The sequence below is a fragment of the Alkalihalophilus lindianensis genome (assembly GCF_032843265.1).
In the GTDB taxonomy this organism is placed as follows: Bacteria; Bacillota; Bacilli; order Bacillales; family Bacillaceae_D; genus Alkalihalophilus; species Alkalihalophilus lindianensis.
Map to the genome: position 1 here is coordinate 514,859 of NZ_JAWJBA010000002.1, position 18,617 is coordinate 533,475.

14 protein-coding genes are annotated in these 18,617 nt (G+C 41.0%); 2 read left to right on the top strand and 12 right to left on the bottom strand.

Annotated elements, in window-relative coordinates; translation table 11 throughout:
- Nucleotides 1-61: 61 nt before the first annotated feature.
- The 3 genes from fsa to RYX56_RS09180 form a co-directional block, all read right to left on the bottom strand.
- Nucleotides 62-700, bottom strand: coding sequence for a fructose-6-phosphate aldolase (fsa, locus tag RYX56_RS09170; RefSeq protein WP_047972607.1), 639 nt, complete (start codon nt 698-700; stop codon nt 62-64).
- A 207-nt stretch (nt 701-907) separates the two neighbouring features.
- Nucleotides 908-1,771 (bottom strand): class II fructose-bisphosphate aldolase, encoded by an 864-nt coding sequence (locus tag RYX56_RS09175; RefSeq protein ID WP_317121758.1) that lies wholly within the window; start codon nt 1,769-1,771, stop codon nt 908-910.
- 261 nt (nt 1,772-2,032) lie between these two features.
- Nucleotides 2,033-2,395: a response regulator gene (locus RYX56_RS09180; RefSeq protein WP_317121759.1), complete on the bottom strand. Its 363-nt coding sequence runs from the start codon at nt 2,393-2,395 to the stop codon at nt 2,033-2,035.
- 274 nt (nt 2,396-2,669) lie between these two features.
- Here RYX56_RS09180 and RYX56_RS09185 point away from each other — a divergent pair, with 274 nt between their 5' ends.
- Complete coding sequence (locus RYX56_RS09185) at nt 2,670-3,188, top strand: DUF2529 domain-containing protein (RefSeq protein ID WP_317121760.1); 519 nt, start codon at nt 2,670-2,672, stop codon at nt 3,186-3,188.
- Between the two features lie 63 nt (nt 3,189-3,251).
- On the opposite strand, the gene pyrG is transcribed toward RYX56_RS09185, so the two are convergent.
- The 9 genes from pyrG to RYX56_RS09230 all read right to left on the bottom strand — a co-directional run bounded on the left by pyrG (nt 3,252) and on the right by RYX56_RS09230 (nt 17,055).
- Nucleotides 3,252-4,850, bottom strand: coding sequence for a CTP synthase (gene pyrG, locus RYX56_RS09190; protein WP_317121761.1), 1,599 nt, complete (start codon nt 4,848-4,850; stop codon nt 3,252-3,254).
- A gap of 218 nt (nt 4,851-5,068) precedes the next feature.
- Nucleotides 5,069-5,590 carry a DNA-directed RNA polymerase subunit delta gene (gene rpoE, locus RYX56_RS09195; protein WP_317121762.1) on the bottom strand — a complete coding sequence of 174 codons (522 nt, stop codon included), beginning with the start codon at nt 5,588-5,590 and terminating at the stop codon, nt 5,069-5,071.
- A 703-nt stretch (nt 5,591-6,293) separates the two neighbouring features.
- Nucleotides 6,294-9,557 (bottom strand): fused isobutyryl-CoA mutase/GTPase IcmF, encoded by a 3,264-nt coding sequence (icmF, locus tag RYX56_RS09200; protein WP_317121763.1) that lies wholly within the window; start codon nt 9,555-9,557, stop codon nt 6,294-6,296.
- Nucleotides 9,558-9,570: 13 nt separating this feature from the next.
- Nucleotides 9,571-10,200, bottom strand: a complete 630-nt coding sequence (locus tag RYX56_RS09205; protein ID WP_317121764.1) for a TetR/AcrR family transcriptional regulator — start codon at nt 10,198-10,200, stop codon at nt 9,571-9,573.
- A 148-nt stretch (nt 10,201-10,348) separates the two neighbouring features.
- Nucleotides 10,349-11,491 (bottom strand): acyl-CoA dehydrogenase, encoded by a 1,143-nt coding sequence (locus tag RYX56_RS09210; RefSeq protein ID WP_317121765.1) that lies wholly within the window; start codon nt 11,489-11,491, stop codon nt 10,349-10,351.
- Nucleotides 11,492-11,505: 14 nt separating this feature from the next.
- Entirely contained in the window at nt 11,506-12,648 is a 1,143-nt protein-coding gene (locus RYX56_RS09215; protein ID WP_317121766.1) for an acyl-CoA dehydrogenase, read from the bottom strand.
- A 63-nt stretch (nt 12,649-12,711) separates the two neighbouring features.
- Nucleotides 12,712-13,563, bottom strand: coding sequence for a 3-hydroxybutyryl-CoA dehydrogenase (locus tag RYX56_RS09220; RefSeq protein ID WP_317121767.1), 852 nt, complete (start codon nt 13,561-13,563; stop codon nt 12,712-12,714).
- 36 nt (nt 13,564-13,599) lie between these two features.
- Entirely contained in the window at nt 13,600-14,778 is a 1,179-nt protein-coding gene (locus tag RYX56_RS09225) for an acetyl-CoA C-acetyltransferase (RefSeq protein WP_317121768.1), read from the bottom strand.
- A gap of 174 nt (nt 14,779-14,952) precedes the next feature.
- A complete protein-coding gene (locus RYX56_RS09230) occupies nt 14,953-17,055 on the bottom strand; it encodes a (Fe-S)-binding protein (protein ID WP_317121769.1) in 2,103 nt (700 codons plus the stop codon).
- Nucleotides 17,056-17,406: 351 nt separating this feature from the next.
- Between RYX56_RS09230 and cls the strand changes: the two genes are divergently transcribed.
- Nucleotides 17,407-18,603 (top strand): cardiolipin synthase, encoded by a 1,197-nt coding sequence (gene cls, locus RYX56_RS09235; protein WP_317121770.1) that lies wholly within the window; start codon nt 17,407-17,409, stop codon nt 18,601-18,603.
- The last annotated feature ends 14 nt before the right edge of the window (nt 18,604-18,617 follow it).

An 18,617-nucleotide genomic window follows, 5' to 3' on the forward strand; every position in this document is an offset into this window, starting at 1 on the left:
AGTTGTCACATTTGAACGATTCTCACCGTTTCTTGTCGCCAAAACACCCTTCCCTTTTGGCTTAGCGATTATTCCAATCTGCAAGAAATTTTTCAATTCCTTGATCTGTTAATGGGTGCTTTGCTAATTGTTGAATGACTTTAAATGGGATCGTCGCAATATGCGCCCCACGTGCTGCTGATTCTGTTACATGAACCGGATGACGTACAGATGCCGCAATAATTTCTGTTGGAATCTCGTGTACATCGAAAATATCCGCAATCTGTGAAATTAATGCAAGACCATCTTGACCGATATCATCAAGTCTACCAAGGAACGGAGACACATACGTTGCACCTGCACGAGCTGCAAGTAGAGCTTGTACAGCGGAGAACACAAGTGTTACGTTTGTTTTAATATTTAACTCAGAGAACGCATGGACTGCCTTAAGCCCTTCTGTTGTCATTGGAACCTTCACTGTAATATTCGGGGCAATTGCAGCAAGTTCCTTCCCCTCTTTAATCATGCCTTCTGCATCAAGGGCAATTACTTCTGCACTAACAGATTCAGATACGATATCAGTAATTTCACGCAGGCGATCGTGAAAATCAACACCTTCTTTTGCAACAAGTGAAGGATTAGTTGTCACACCTGCTAAAATACCAAGCTCTTTTGCTTCACGAATTTCATCTATGTTTGCCGTATCAATAAAAAATTTCATGCTCATCACCTCAAGGATTTATAGAATATACGTTCTGAAAACGCTATTAGAATTACTTATCTGACTTGTAATCGCTTACTCATTATAGTAAAAAAATATTAGTTCGAAAATAATACCGTTGAATTATGCCAGTTTTTGACGAAAACACTCGTAAAATGACGTTAAAAGCAGCTCAAGTGAACTGCTTTTAACGAATTCTTACTATAATTATGCTTTGTTTGAAGAACCAAACTCACGCATTTTGCCTTGAACTGTTTCTTTGATCGCTTCACGAGCTGGACCTAAGAATTTACGTGGATCGTATTCATTAGGCTTAGCAGCAAGCGTTTCGCGAATAGCTTTTGCAGAAGAGATTTGGCTTTCTGTATTTACATTGATTTTAGCATGTCCAAATTCAATCGCTTTTTGGATATCTTTTGTTGGGATACCTGTTCCACCGTGAAGTACAAGTGGAATTCCAACTAGACCATCGATTTCTTTCATGTGATCGAAACCAAGGTTAGGCTCACCTTTGTAAGGGCCATGTACTGAACCTAGTGCTGGTGCAAAACAATCAACACCAGTTGCTTCAACTAGCTCTTTACACTCAGATGGAATCGCATAAGCTGCTTCTGCATCATCAACGATTAGATCATCTTCTTGTCCACCAATGCGGCCAAGCTCAGCTTCTACAGAAACTCCAAGAGCATGGGCAACAGCAACAACACGTTTAGTAAGCGCGATGTTTTCTTCTAGTGGGTAGTGAGAACCATCAATCATTACTGATGTAAATCCTGCATGGATCGCCTCAACGCATTTTTCAAAGCTTGAACCGTGATCTAAGTGAATCGCTACAGGAACCGTCACTTTGTACTCTTCCATAAGTGATTCAACCATTTTTACAACTGTTTTGAAACCACCCATGTAACGAGCAGCACCTTCAGAAACACCACAAATTACTGGTGAGTTTTCCTCTTGAGCAGCTTGTAGGATTGCTTGAGTGAACTCAAGGTTATTCAAGTTAAATTGGCCAACAGCGTAGCCTTCCGCCTTTGCTTTGTTAAGCATGTCTTTCATTGAAACTAAAGGCATCGTACATCCTCCTTTATGTGTGAGCATTCATAGATATCTGTCGTCCGCTAAGCGAGCAAGCATACTATCGTATCCATTTAAAAAGATTCCCGAATAGACCAGTAAATATCCAACTATCTATATGTATGAGATCTTTTAAATCGTTTCGCTCGATTAGTTTGAACGTGTCCATTATAGCATACTCTCTTAGAATTACACCCTTTTGCAGAGGAGAAACGACAAGTTTTTTAAAGTAAACGCTTCCTTTTAGTTATCTCGTGTTTATGTGGTAACTAAGTGGTCTTTGATCACTTTTCTCACGTCATCAATGTCAAATGGTTTAGCAAAGTGAGTAATCGCTCCAAGTTGCATCGCCTCATTGATTAAATTTAATTCTCCGTATGCCGTCATCATAATCACTTGAATTTCTTCATGCTTTTCTTTAATGCGACGTAAAATCTCAAGACCATCCATTCCTGGAATCTTCATATCTAATAGAACTAAATCAGGAGAGTCCTCTTCCACAACTTTTAAAGCTTGCACTCCATTAGCTGCTTGATACAATTGATAACCATCCTTTTGTAGGATTTCTGTTAATAAAACTCGAATACCATACTGATCGTCTACTACTAAAACCTTATGCATAGCCATCCTCCTTTAACTTTTAACACCTAAGACTTACAACAATTTTTACCTCACAATAAAATGACTCATTCACTTTAAATGAGTCGCTACTCTACCTTATCCATGTACTATTTCTGCAATTATGTCTTAATTCCTGCAAAAGAGCTAACATCTTACAAATTATTATCCGACAAAGTTCTCGAACCTTGTCGATTTAAGTGTTTCTTCCCTTTTTTCTTTGAAATGGTTACGCTATAATGCACGTAGACTTTCATGAGGAAAAGGAGTTACTAAGATGATCCCCATTTTCACCACTCAATTAATGGGCCGTATCAAGGCCGTACGCGAAAAAGAAGAAGAATTTGAAGATGCTGCTCGCCTGATGGCACAAGCACTTGTTGGCGATGGTACTGTTTATGTATACGGAACACGTGAACTTCGCGGTATTACTAGCGAAGTAGAATATGGAACAGACCGAGACGAATCCATTAAAGCTCTCACTCAAGAAAATTTGAACGAACTCACTACTGCTGATCGTGTGATGCTTTTTTCACCCTTCACTAATGATGATGAAGCATGTCGCTTAGCAACGAAATTACATGTACAAGGCGTGCCTTTTGCTGCGATTTCAAACTTCCATGATGAGCAAGATGCAGCCTATTCCTTAGCTGATGTCCATATTGATTTTGAAAGTGATATTGGACTCGTTCCGGATGAGGAAGGCAACCGTAGTGGTTACCCAACTTCTATTATAGGACTCTATACTTATTTTTGCTTGCTTTTAACGATAAAAGAAATCATGAGTGAGTATTAGTTAGCTTTTTTGCGCTAAAGAAAAAGGTTTGCCCTCCAAATTTAGGCAAACCTTTTTTATTTATTATTTTTTTAATGATGCGCCAATAAAGTCACGGAATAGAGGTTGTGGGCGTGTTGGGCGAGAAACGAATTCTGGATGGAACTGAGAAGCGATGAAGTATGGGTGATCATTAAGCTCGACGATCTCCACTAAGCGACCATCTGGGCTTGTCCCAGAGAACGTAAATCCTGCTTTCTCCATTTGCTCACGGTATTCGTTGTTGAACTCGTAACGATGACGATGACGCTCGTATACGACTTGCTCACCATATGCCGCTTGAGCCAATGAACCATCAATAAGCTTACAAGGGTATAGACCAAGACGTAATGTCCCGCCAAGATCTTCAATATCTTTTTGCTCAGGAAGAAGGTCAATGATCGGGTATGGAGTTGCTGGGTTTAATTCAGCTGAGTTTGCTCCTTCAAGACCAAGTACGTGACGAGCAAATTCAACGGTTGCTAGCTGCATACCTAAGCAAATCCCAAGGAAAGGAACATGTTTTTCACGTGCATATTTAATAGCTGAAATTTTCCCTTCAATTCCACGATCACCAAATCCACCAGGTACTAAAATACCATCTGCATCTTGAAGAAGGCTCTCTACGTTTTCATCTGTTACTTTTTCAGCATCAACCCATTCAATTTCAAGGTCTGCATCAAATGCATAGCCTGCATGGCGAAGTGCTTCTGCTACTGATAAATATGCATCTGGTAAGGCAACATATTTACCAACAAGAGCAATTTTCACTTTGTTTGATAAGTTTTGTACCTTCTCAACAAGAGATGTCCACTCTGTCATTTCCGCTTCTTTTGTAGAAAGCTTTAAGTGGTCACAAACAATTTGATCAAAGTTTTGCGCTTGAAGCTCAAGTGGTACTTGATAAAGTGTTTCCGCATCACGCGCTTCGATGACTGCATCTTTATGAATATCACAGAACAATGCAATCTTTTCTTTCATATCTTGTGGTACTGGCTTTTCTGTACGAACAACAATGACATTTGGTTGAATACCAAGGCTACGTAATTCTTTTACGCTATGTTGCGTTGGTTTTGATTTCATCTCACCTGCAGCAGCAAGGTATGGGATTAATGTACAGTGAACGTACATGACATTATCCATCCCGATGTCACTCTTAATTTGGCGGATCGCTTCTAGGAAAGGCAAGCTCTCGATATCGCCAACTGTTCCACCGATTTCTGTAATGACAACATCTGCATTCGTTTCGCGACCTGCACGGAAAACACGTTCTTTGATTTCGTTTGTTACGTGAGGGATAACTTGAACCGTTCCACCAAGATAATCGCCACGACGCTCTTTTTTCAGAACAGTAGAGTAGATTTTACCTGTTGTAACATTGCTGTTTTGGCTTAAGTTAATATCAATAAAACGCTCATAGTGACCTAAATCAAGATCCGTTTCAGCACCATCGTCTGTTACGAATACTTCCCCGTGTTGATATGGACTCATTGTACCTGGGTCAACGTTGATATATGGGTCAAATTTTTGAATCGTTACCTTTAACCCGCGGTTTTTTAATAAACGTCCTAATGAAGCTGCTGTAATCCCTTTACCAAGTGATGACACTACGCCACCTGTAACAAAAATATACTTAGTTGCCATGCGATCGACTCCTCTACTTTTCATCCAAAATGTATTTTCCCCTAAAATGGTCAATAAAATAAAAAAAACAAAAGCGACAGCTCACCCTAGAAAGGGGGCGCACTTTTGTTTTGGTCATAGTAATATGCATTAGCTTTTAATAAAGCCCAAAAATGATTCTACCTAGTTCAGGCAAAGAAGTCAAGTCTCTCTTAAAAAGACTGAAAACGCAATTAACGTTATTCTTCCTCTTCTTCTAAGTCATCCTCACTATCGTCATCGTCAAATCCATCAAGATCATCTTTTTCAGTGAAGGTATCATCTGCATCATCTTCTTCATCTGCATCTTCTTCATTGGAGATCTCGTCCAACTCATCTTCAAGATCTTCAAATTCATCATCGAAGCCGTCGAAGCCATCTACCATGAGATCGTCCTCTTCTTCTTTAGCAGTCTTTTTACGAGGGTTTACTGGTGCAGTAATTTCCTCTTCAGACTGTTCGTGTGGGTACCAACTTTTTAGTCCCCAGTTGTTATCACCAAGCGTTAAGAAACGTCCATCAATGTTTAAGTCCGTATACAAAAATGAAATACGTTCATTCACATCTTTTTTAGTCATTTGCTTGATTTGAACAATTTCTTTAACTAAATCATTAAAGTTATAAGGTTTACGCTTTTCTTTCATTAAAGCATACGTTACTTCAATCATTGAAAGCTCTTGTAACTCATCCTTTTTCATCTCTTTTAGGTTCAACGTACACACGTCCTTTCAGCATTCTTGCATCTATTGCATATTAAATATTTGGCATAAAGTACATACCTTTCATTATAAACACATTTCATATAAATATGCTAGATTGTAGATGAAAAAGAATTTAAGACAAATTGATCTATTTACTAGAGAAGCGATGCACAAAAAGAGGCCGGAACAAAAGTGATTTAACTAAATGAAAATCCAACATAATGATAGATGTAGATATAAGCCGTTCCTGAAATAGACTTCGCTTTCCGCAGGAAGCCGTTGAGCCTCCTCGTGCTATCGCACTACGGGGTCTCACCTTTGGCTTTATCATCCTGCAGGCGTCTACGTCTATTTCATCCACTCATTCATCGCTTTATTCGGAATTTCAGTTAACTACTTTTGTTATGTCCTAGCCTCTTTTTGATGGGATGATTCTGGCCCCTTATTTGACCGCATGTCAGTGCAGTCGCTTCCGCTTTTCTTGTCTAGCTTCAGCTCCTTGTCCTGCGGGTAAAAACGGTGAATCAAATGAAGTCAAAGTACGACTTCATATCGCTCCCCCTTATTTTACCGCATGCCAGTGCAGTCGCTTCCGCTTTTCTTATTGTCTAGCTTCCGTGTTCAGGTAATCGGCGGCTTCACTTTGCCAAACGAAGCAAAAAGCGCTTCTTTTTGTCAAACCTCCACCCGCCTCATACCTAAGCGAACACTCCAGCTTTTCTTTCTACATATTCCTTCTATACTGTCCTCCTACTTGGTAGAGGGCGCCTGTGATTTGGCCTAGGCTGGCTACTTTGACGGTTTCGATTAATTCTTCGAAGATGTTACCGCCAGTGACTGCTGTTTCTTGTAGTCGTTTAAGTGCCACAGCTGTTTTATCTTGATGCTTTTCTTGGAAGGCACGTAGATTTGTGATTTGTTGCTCTTTTTCTTCTTTTGTTGCACGTGCAAGCTCCATGGTGAACTCTTCTTCTGAGTTATCGTTCGGGTTCATGTATGTGTTAACGCCGATGATCGGAAGCTCCCCTGTGTGTTTCTTCATTTCATAGTGCATGGACTCTTCTTGGATCTTGCTGCGTTGGTACTGTGTTTCCATCGCTCCTAGTACACCGCCGCGATCATTAATTCGCTCTAATTCTTGAAGAACAGCTTCTTCTACTAAATCTGTTAATTGCTCAATGATATATGAGCCTTGTAGAGAATTTTCGTTCTTCGCTAGGCCGAGCTCTTTAGTAATAATCATTTGAATGGCCATTGCACGGCGAACTGATTGCTCAGTCGGTGTTGTGATCGCTTCATCAAATGCATTGGTGTGAAGCGAGTTACAGTTATCATAGATCGCCATTAGCGCTTGAAGCGTCGTACGAATATCATTAAAGTCAATTTCCTGTGCATGAAGCGAACGTCCTGATGTTTGAACGTGGTATTTCAACTTTTGGCTGCGCTCATTTGCTTCATACTTATTCTTCATCACTGTTGACCAAATACGGCGTGCTACACGACCAATGACAGTATATTCTGGGTCAAGTCCGTTACTGAAGAAGAATGATAGATTTGGCGCAAACTTATTAATGTCCATGCCGCGGCTTAAATAATACTCTACGTATGTGAAACCATTTGCCAACGTGAATGCTAGCTGACTAATTGGATTTGCCCCTGCTTCTGCAATATGGTAGCCAGAAATGGATACTGAATAGTAATTACGTACCTCATGGTCGATGAAATATTGTTGAATATCCCCCATCATACGAAGCGCAAATTCTGTTGAGAAAATACACGTGTTTTGACCTTGATCTTCTTTTAAAATGTCCGCTTGTACAGTACCACGAACAGTTGAAAGGGTACGGGCCTTAACTTCAGCATATTCTTGTTCGTTTGGCTCGCGTCCGTTTTCTTCTTTAAACTTCTTAATCTGCTGTTCGATCGCTGTATTCATAAACATCGCTAAAATGATTGGTGCTGGACCATTAATAGTCATCGATACCGATGTTGACGGAGCACATAGATCAAAGCCATCATAAAGCTTTCTCATGTCTTCAAGCGTACAAATGCTTACTCCACTTTCTCCAACTTTCCCGTAAATATCAGGACGATAATCAGGGTCTTCACCATATAATGTGACGGAATCGAAGGCTGTACTTAAACGCTTGGCTTCATCATCTTTAGATAAGTAGTGGAAGCGACGGTTCGTACGTTCTGGTGTACCTTCCCCAGCAAACTGACGTTTAGGATCTTCTCCTTTACGTTTGAACGGGAATACGCCTGCTGTGTATGGGAATGCTCCTGGTACATTCTCTTCCATTGACCAGCGTAAGATCTCGCCCCAGTCTTCAAACCTCGGAAGAGCCACTTTTGGAATCTTAATACCAGATAAACTTTCAGTCGTAAGCTCCGTTACGATCTCTTTATCACGGACTTTCGTCACAAATGTATCTCCACTGTAAGATTCCTTCAGTGAATCCCAGTTATCAAGAATCGATTTGCAAGCTGGGTGAAGCTTCTGCTCGAATGATTCTTTCGTTTGCTCAAGTTGATTCAGAACGTCTTCACTCGCATTGCCATGGGCTTGAATAGCTTCAATTGTTCCCGTTAACTGATAGATCTTACGTGCTACTTCAACCTGCTCATCCGTTAGCTTTTTATACTGCCTAACTGACAATACAATGTCACGTAAATATTGTGTTTGCTCTGGTGGAATGATGACATTTTGCTTGATCACATCTTTACTTGTCTCAATCGACGTATCAAAATCCGTTCCACATTTCTCGTTTAATGCTTTCATAAGAGCGGCAAATAATGTGTTCGTTCCAATATCATTGAACTGACTTGCGATCGTTCCGTAAACAGGCATTTCTTCAGGTGCCTCTTCAAAACGAGTACGGCTGCGTTGATATTGCTTACGTACGTGGCGAAGAGCATCCTCTGAGCCTTTGCGATCAAATTTATTAATGGCAATCACATCAGCAAAGTCAATCATGTCTATTTTCTCTAATTGTGAAGGTGCTCCGTACTCACTTGTCATCACGTATAGAGATACATCTGAGACTTCCGTAATCTCAGCATCCCCTTGCCCGATTCCACTTGTTTCAACAATAACTAGATCATATCCAGCTGCCTTCGCTACATCAATCGCATCACGAATGCTATCAGAGATTTCTTTTCGAGAGTTACGTGTTGCTAGACTACGCATAAACACACGTGGGTTATGAATCGAGTTCATGCGAATACGGTCACCAAGTAGCGCCCCGCCTGTTTTTTGTTTTGTTGGGTCCACAGAAAGAATCGCAACGGTTTTGTCGGAAAATTCGTTCAAAAAGCGACGCACGAGTTCATCAGTTAAGGAACTTTTTCCTGCCCCGCCTGTTCCTGTAATCCCAAGAACCGGTACTTCGTTTGTCATTTGTTTTAATTGCTCTAATGTCTCTTCAAGAGTAGCAGCCACTTCTTTTTTTGCTTCAGCATGAAGCTCTGCATAAGAAATACAACGTGCAACAGCACGAGCATTTTTTTCTTTAAGAGAAGTCAGTTCTTCTGATACTTGTTCAACTGTTGGGAAGTCACATTCTTTTAGCATTTGATCAATCATGCCCTGCAAACCATGCTCACGGCCATCATCAGGTGAGAAGATACGTTGAATTCCGTACTCATGAAGCTCACGAATTTCTGGAGGTGTAATAACGCCACCGCCGCCACCATAAATGCGAATATGGCCAGCACCTTTTTCGTTTAACAAATCATGGCAATATTTAAAGAACTCCACGTGTCCACCTTGATAAGAAGAAATCGCAATCCCTTGAACATCTTCTTGAATGGCAGCGTTTACAATCTCTTCAACAGAGCGGTTGTGCCCAAGATGAATAACCTCAGCACCACTCGCTTGTAAAATACGACGCATTATATTAATAGAAGCATCATGACCATCAAATAAACTTGAAGCCGTCACGAAACGAACATGATTAGTTGGTTTATATGATTGCGTTGTTGACATCAAACTTCCTCCTTTATTTAGCAACCTTTGTGATCGGGGCAAGCAGTTGCTCGCTTTGAAGTTTTGTATATTGCTCTAATGTGTACAACTTGCGAATGGCCCAGCGTCGGAATGTCCACATATGCCCTTGCACTAAAATATTATGGCTCATCAGCTTAATTTCATCTTCACTTAAAGTTACGTTGTAGTTCGTTACATAGTCACGAATAATGTCTTCAAACATCTCTGTCATTTCTACTTCTTTTTGCAATACATACATGAGCGCTTCTTTTGGAAGAGACTTAGCCTCTTGGTACATGACAAGTACTTCATCTTGTAAGTGATCGATCACTCGAAAATAAGCTGCGATCGCTTTTTTTAGTCGATCAATTCCGACTGCTTTTGTATCAAGTTGTTGGACTAGTTGATCACGTACCTCTTCATAAATCGCATCACATACAAGGTAGAGTACATCTTCCTTTGAACCAATGTACTCATAAAGTGTTCCAATACTAAAGCCTGACTCTTTTGCAATCTCTCTTGTTGTTGTGCGGTGGAAGCCTTTTTCAATAAAAAGACGCACGGCTCCTTTAACCATTTGCTCACGACGTTTTTTGACTAATTGCTGATCCTTTACCATTGAGGGCACTGCTTTTTTTTTCAAACCTGTCAACCTACTTCCTTTTATCGTATTTCTTTTTTTATATGCCAATGGTCTACCTGGCAGTGAGGTGCCTCACTGCCCCTAGACCCCTTTATGTTACTTAATAGCATACTAAAAATTGAAGCTACGATCTATCATTTAATGTTGATTAGTCGGCTAACAACATTTTAGAGATAACAAGGCGTTGAATTTCATTTGTACCTTCATAAATCTGAGTAATTTTCGCATCACGCATGTAACGCTCTACCGGATAGTCCTTTGTATAGCCATAGCCACCAAATACTTGAACGGCTTCAACTGTGACATCCATTGCAGTATCACCAGCGAAAAGCTTAGACATCGCAGACTCTTTACCGTATGAAATACCTTCGCTTTCTCTCCATGCTGCTTGGTACGTTAATAGACGACTTGCTTCAATCTTAGTAGCCATATCTGCAAGCTTGAAACCAATCCCTTGTTGTGCACCGATTGGCTTACCGAATTGTTTACGCTCTTTTGCATAGCCTACCGCTGCATCAAGTGCACCTTGAGCGATCCCTACTGCTTGAGCAGCAATTCCGTTACGCCCACCATCAAGTGTCATCATCGCAACTTTAAAGCCTTCACCTTCACTACCAAGCATGTTTTCTTTTGGCACACGGCAATCTTCAAAGATAATTTCAGTTGTAGGAGATGAACGAATGCCTAGTTTCTTCTCTTTTTTCCCAACAGAGAAACCTGGAGTATCTGCTTCAACGATGAATGCAGTTGTTCCTTTATGACGTGCTTCTGGATCTGTTACCGCAAATACGATATAAATATCAGCAATCCCACCATTTGTAATGAAGATCTTTGAACCATTTAATACATAATGGTCACCATCAAGAATCGCTGTTGTTTTCATTCTAGCTGCGTCAGAACCTGAACCTGGCTCCGTTAAACCATATGCCCCAATCTTCTTACCTTCTGCCATAGGACGTAGGAATTTTTGTTTTTGATCTTCTGTACCAAATTTATATACCGGCCAGCCTGCAAGCGATGTATGCGCAGAAAGTGTTACACCTGTTGATGCGCAAACGCGTGATAACTCTTCAACTGCAATACAATAACTCACATAGTCTGCACCAATTCCACCGTACTCTTCAGGCCACGGAATACCTGTTAAACCAAGCTCCGCCATCTTATCAAAGATTTCACGGTCAAAACGCTCTTCCTCATCACGCTCTTCTGCTGTTGGTTCTACTTCATTTTTCGCAAAGTCGCGTACCATTTTACGGATCATATCTTGTTCATCAGTTAATAAAAAGTTCATTATGTTTCTCCCCTTTAATCTGCTAGTAAGTGCTTGCCAATCACGATACGTTGGATTTCACTTGTTCCTTCATAAATCTCACAAATTTTCGCGTCACGGAAAAAGCGCTCCACTGGATACTCTTTTGTATAGCCGTAGCCACCAAATACTTGCACAGCTTCTATTGCTACTTCCATAGCTGTACGTGAGGCAAATAACTTTGCCATCGACGCCTGTTTTCCACTGTCCTTACCAAGCTCACGTAGTTTAGAAGCCTGATAGACTAACAGTTTTGAACCCTCTACTTTTGTCGCCATATCAGCAAGCTTGAAGCCAAGCCCTTGCTGTTGCCCGATCGGCTTTCCGAACTGCTTGCGTTCTTTTGCGTACCCAACAGCTGCTTCAAGTGCAGCTTCAGCGATACCAAGAGATTGTGCTGCAATTCCAATTCGTCCTGCATCAAGATTACTCATTGCAATTTTGAAGCCTTCTCCTTCGTTTCCTAGGAGATTACTAGCCGGAACACGCGCATCTTCAAAAGTAAGCTCTGTTGTATTTGAGCCATGAAGACCCATTTTCTTTTCTTTCTTTCCTACTGAAAACCCTGGGGTATCTTTCTCTACAATAAAAGCAGAAATTCCTTTTGAACCAAGTGTAGAATCGGTTGAAGCAAATACAATGTATACATCTGCTTCCCCGCCATTTGTAATGAACACTTTGGAACCACTTAAGAGATAATCATCGCCATCTTTTTTCGCCGTTGTTTTTAAGCTGCCGGCATCAGAACCTGCACCAGGCTCTGTAAGACCAAAGGCACCTAAGTATTCTCCACTAGCTAGCTTTGGAATGTATTTCTGCTTTTGTTCCTCCGTCCCGAAATAGAGAATTGGATTTGTGCCAACGGAGGTGTGTACCGATAAAATAACCCCAACTGTCGCACTCACTTTAGATAATTCATTAATAGCAATAATATAAGAAGTGAAATCCATCCCAGCCCCGCCGTACTCTTCTGGAATTGGAATACCCATTAAGCCAAGCTCTCCCATTTTGTTGACAATCTCACGTGGGAACGTCTCGTTTTCTTCCATTTCTTCGATAAATGGCGTAATTTGTTCTTGTGCAAAGTCACGTACCATTTTCCGCATCATTTCTTGCTCTTCTGTAAATCGTAAATTCATCCTCTGCACCTCCAAAATCTGTATATCTTCTTTTATAGCGGCTGCTTCGCTTTGTTCGATCACTTATTCGTAAACGTAGAATCCTCTGCCCGTTTTCTTACCTAACCAGCCAGCTTTCACATATTTTCTAAGCAATGGACATGGACGGTATTTGTCATCTCCAAACCCATCATGCAATGTTTCCATAATATAAAGACATGTATCTAGTCCGATAAAATCAGCCAGAGTAAGTGGTCCCATTGGATGATTCATACCAAGCTTCATCACTTCATCGACTGCCTCAGGCGCGGCAACCCCTTCATACACTGTATAAATTGCTTCATTAATCATTGGCATTAAAATACGGTTTGAAACAAAGCCTGGGAAGTCATTCACTTCTACTGGAGTTTTTGATAATGTTCGTGAAAGATCTTCAATCGCTTCATACACTTCATCTGTTGTGGCAAGTCCGCGAATAATCTCAACTAACTTCATGACTGGAACTGGGTTCATAAAGTGCATACCGATTACTTTTTCCGGACGATTCGTAGCAGCTGCAATTTCTGTAATGGGGAGAGAAGATGTATTCGTTGCAAGAATCGCGTGTTCTGGTGCGATTTTATCAAGGTCAGTGAAAAGCTTTGATTTAATCTCCATGTTTTCCACTGCTGCTTCAATTACTAGGTCTACATTAGAAGCATTTTGTAAGTCCGTTGATGGTGTTAGACGTGAAAGAATCTCATCTCGCTTCGTTTCTTCAAGACGCCCTTTTTCTACTTGACGATTTAAGTTCTTTTGAATGGTCGAAAGTCCGCGATCAACAAAATCTTGTTTTAAGTCATGTAAGATCACGTCAATTCCTGCCATTGCATGTACTTGAGCAATTCCTGAGCCCATTTGCCCTGCACCGATTACCATTACTTTTTTCATACTCATGAAGACTCCACTCCTCTATTTTTTTTAAATGTTTATTTATTTCACTTCAATTAATACAGCATCACCTTGACCACCACCACTACAAATAGCTGCAATTCCCAGCCCGCCACCGCGACGTTTTAACTCATGTGCAAGTGTTAAAATAATACGTGCTCCACTTGCTCCGATTGGGTGACCAAGTGCGACAGCACCACCGTTTACATTCACTTTCTCCGGATCAAGCTCGGCAATCTGATTACTTGCTAGGGCAACCGCTGCGAATGCTTCATTAATTTCAAAAAGATCAATGTCACTAGCGCTTTTTCCTGCTTTATTTAATAGCTCATTAATAACAAGACCTGGTGTCTTAGGGAAATTCTCAGGCTCAATCGCAATCGCATGATGAGCGACAATGGTTGCCAGTGGTTCAATCCCTTCAGCTTTTGCTTTTTCATCTGACATAAGAAGCATAGCTGCTGCTCCGTCATTCACTCCCGGTGCATTTCCAGCTGTAATGGTGCCCTCTTTTCCGAAAGCAGGTCTTAATTTAGCCAAGCCTTCTGCCGTGGTGCCAGGACGCGGTGCCTCGTCACGCTCTACTAATATAGGATCACCCTTACGTTGTGGTACTGGCACAGCGACGATTTCATCATTAAATGTCCCCGAGTCAATTGCACTAAGTGCCTTATCATGACTTCTAGCAGCCCACTCATCTTGTACTTCTCGAGACAACGCTAGTTCATCAGCCACTCCATTTCCATAAGAACCCATATGAACAGAACGGAACGAGCAAGTTAAGCCGTCAAATACCATTCCATCAACCATTTCAACATTCCCCATCCGTGCGCCCCATCTTGCTTTTGGCACGTAGTAAGGAGCATTACTCATCGACTCCATCCCACCTGCAAGAATAACTTTTCCATCACCTGCTCGGATGATTTGATCAGCTAGTGTTACACTGCGCATGCCTGATGCACAAACTTTATTAATCGTTTCCGTTTTAACACTCCAAGGAATCTCAGCGTTATTCGATGCTTGACGAGATGGTATTTGACCTTGACCTGCTTGAAGTACATTTCCTAAGATGACTTCATCCACATTCTCGCCTTTCCAGTTTGCGCGAGCTAATGTTTCTTTTAAAACAATGCCCCCAAGTTCAGACGCTTTTAGGCTACTTAATGCGCCTCCAAATTTTCCAAAAGGTGTACGAGCTCCACTGACAATGACTGTTTTCATCGTTATTCCCCTTTCGATTCATGCATTTATTGACCGAACGCTCGCTCGGTAGAATTTCTGATAAAAAGCGCAAGTGTGATTGCGCTTTCATATGATGTCATAAAACATGAGAGCAGGACTCGCTAGACGCGAGTCGACAACTCTCCTGAATTTTCTACTATATTACTTACTATTCTATTGAACTAGTTCGGTTTCCTTCTTAATAAGTGATTTTTCTAAAATTTCTACAATATCCAACGTTTGTACGTCTTCTTCGACTTCTTTTGCTTTCGTACCATCGCTTAGCATCGTTAAGCAATATGGACAGCCTGTTCCAATCATCGATGGCTCAACTTCAAGTGCTTGCTCTGTACGAGCAACGTTTACACGTTGACCAGCATCTTCTTCCATCCACATCATACCGCCGCCGGCTCCACAACACATTCCGTTTTGACGATTACGATCCATCTCAACCACTTTAACCCCAGGGATCGCAGCAAGAATTTCACGTGGTGGCTCGTATACTTCATTGTAGCGACCAAGGTAACAGGAGTCATGATAAACAATCGTTTCATCGACTTCGTTAGTTGGCTTAATACGGCCTTCTTTAATGAGGTCAGCAAGAAGTTCTGTATGGTGATACACCTCTACTCCTTCAAGTCCGAAATCAGGATACTCATTTTTAAACGTATTGTATGCATGAGGATCGATTGTTACGATCTTCTTCACATTATGCTTGTTGAATAACTCAATGTTTGCACTAGCGAGCTCTTGGAATAAGAATTCATTTCCAAGACGACGTGGTGTATCGCCTGAGTTCTTTTCTTTGTTTCCGATAATCGCAAATGTCACGCCTGCTTCGTTCATTACTTTAGCGAAAGACTGAGCGATTTTTTGGCTTCGTTTATCATATGAACCCATTGACCCTGCAAAGAACAAGAATTCGAATTCCTCGCCTTTTTTCTCAAGTTCTTTCACGGTCGGAACATGGATATCCTCACGACCCTCGCGCCAGTTTTCACGCTCTTTACGGCTAATACCCCATGGATTTCCTTGACGTTCAATATTCGTCATCGCACGCTGTGCATCAGCATCCATCTTACCTTCTGTTAAAACAAGATAACGGCGCATATCAATGATTTTATCAACATGCTCATTCATTACAGGACATTGATCTTCACAGTTACGGCATGTCGTACAAGCCCAAATTTCTTCTTCTGTAATCACATCACCAATTAGACTTACATCATAACCAGCTGCCGCTTCTTGACCACCAGCACCTTGCATAGCTAGTTGGTTTGCTTTTGTATTAGAGAACGCAAATTCCGGGAGCCATGCAGACTTTGATGTAACAGCTGCTCCCTTTTCCGTTAAGTGATCACGCATTTTAACGATTAGATCCATTGGAGAAAGCATTTTTCCTGTGCCAGTTGCCGGACACATATTCGTACATCGACCACATTCCACACAGGCATATAAATCAAGCAATTGCTTGTGATTAAAGTCTTCAATCTTGTTGTTACCAAATTGCTCTTGCGTCTCATCTTCAAAGTTAATAGAAGATAGACGACCTACTTGATGCGTACGACCCATGAAGACGTTTGCAGGACCCGCGATTAAATGGGCATGCTTTGATTGTGGAACATACACTAAGAATGTTAATAAGAATAATAAGTGCATCCACCAGAAAACAAAGAACAATCCGCCTGCAACAGCTGGAGATACCCAACTAAATGCTGTAGCAATTCCTGATGCAATCGGCTCAAAACCACTCATTGATTTATCAAGCCAGATGATTTCCATCCCTTTCGCGAGTAGCTTCGATGTCATTAATCCGCCAATGAAAATAAGGACTAGACCAGATTTCCACCCACGCTTTAGACGAACAAGCTTCTCAACATAACGACGATAGAAAGCCCAAACTACAGCAATCAAGATCATCACAACAACGATTTCTTGGAAGAACGTAAAGTATGGATACAGTGGCCCAAGCGGTAGATGTGAGCCTACTGCTAGTCCTTTCCAAATTAAATCAATTGCGCCAAGCTGCACAAGCAAGAATCCGTAGAAGAACATTAAGTGAATGATCCCGCTCTTCTTGTCTTTCAATAACTTCTTTTGTCCGAACACATTTACCCAAACCGATTCAAGTCGCTCTTTCATAGAGTGATCAAACTCTGCCTTCTTACCGAGCTTGATGTACTCAACACGTGTCATAACGAGTGTAGCAAATAAGTACAACGCATACCCCGTCACTAGTAGAAAGGCAACAAGATTAACCCATGTTAACGCTTCCATCTTAAACGTCCCCCTTTTCGACCTAGCTAAATATTTCTGCTGACACATAAGTTGCTACGTCTAATTTGAATGTTTAGAAAATAATAAATTATTACGGTCATTATAGCACATATTTATGTGAATGAGCATTCAGTCGATAAAAAAGTTGAATTTTTTTTTACAATTTTTATGAGCCATTGACTTTTATCCTTTAAAGCCACTGAGATTCCTTTGGATACACCGTTATTTTCGTGAGAGATCAACTACAACCTAATGTTTCAATTGGACCTATTGATAATCAATTGATACATACCACTCTTCTCACTCGGGCATGATACGAATAAATAAATGTGTGGCATAGGAGGTGAGAGGATGAATGGAATGATCATTACACTTGTGATCATTGTACTATTGTTTATTTGGCTTAGAATGGATTTTGTACTCGGACAGAAAAAGCAACGTAAGGAAGCAACTCGCCATACTCAAGTTACTCGTTATGGGAATGTTAATTTCCTTGCAACAGGGGATGATTTTTTTGAGGCTTTATTTGCCGACCTTTCTCAAGCAGAGCATCATATTCATCTTCTTTTTTATATTTTCAAGGAAGATCACATTGGAAAAAAGGCACTTAAAATTTTAGCAGATAAAGCTCAAGAAGGGGTTACAGTTCGTGTCCTTGTCGATCGTTTTGGTTGTGAACTATCGAGAAAGACCATTAAGCAACTGAAGAAAAAAGGGGTGCGATTTGCTTATTCTCACCCTATAAGCTTCCCCTATTTATTCTTCACTCTTAATCGGCGCAATCACAGAAAGCTCGTTATTGTTGATGGACGCGTTGGGTACATTGGAGGGTTTAATATTGGAGATGAGTACTTAGGACGTGATCCTAAATTTGGTCCTTGGCGTGATTTCCACCTTCGACTAAATGGGGATGGTGTTCAGGATCTTCAAGAACAATTTTTAGAAGACTGGCAGACGGCTAAGCAAAAATTTGTACGAGAAGAAGCGCTCTACCCAAGTCTTAGAGAAGGCCCTCATCCTTTACGTATCTTACCGACAGATGGGAGTTATCTTGAGGAATCGTTTATCTCTTTAATAAGCCAAGCAAAAAAAACAATCACGATCGGCACCCCATACTATATACCTGGAAAACCTTTGCAAAAAGCGCTTATTGAGGCCGCAAAGCGCGGGGTCGATATCCGCTTAATCTTGCCCAAAAAAGGCGACCATCCATTTGTAAAAGAAGCAGCTTTTCCTTATTTCAAGGATTTACTTGTAGCGGGCATCGAAGTATATCAATATTACCGAGGATTTTTTCATGCCAAGGCCATTGTCATTGATACGCAGATGGCCGATGTCGGGACCGCAAACTTTGATAAACGAAGCTTCCATATTAACCATGAAATCAATTGTCTCTTGTATGATCAAAGGATCGTGCAAGTTGTGTTAGATCAACTCGAGCATGACATTTTCACAGCGCAAAGAATGACAATAGAGACTTTCAACTCACGACCATTCCTTCAACGTGGCAAAGAAAAATTGGCGACATTAATCTCAGGCCTGCTATAAACAACAAAGAGCAC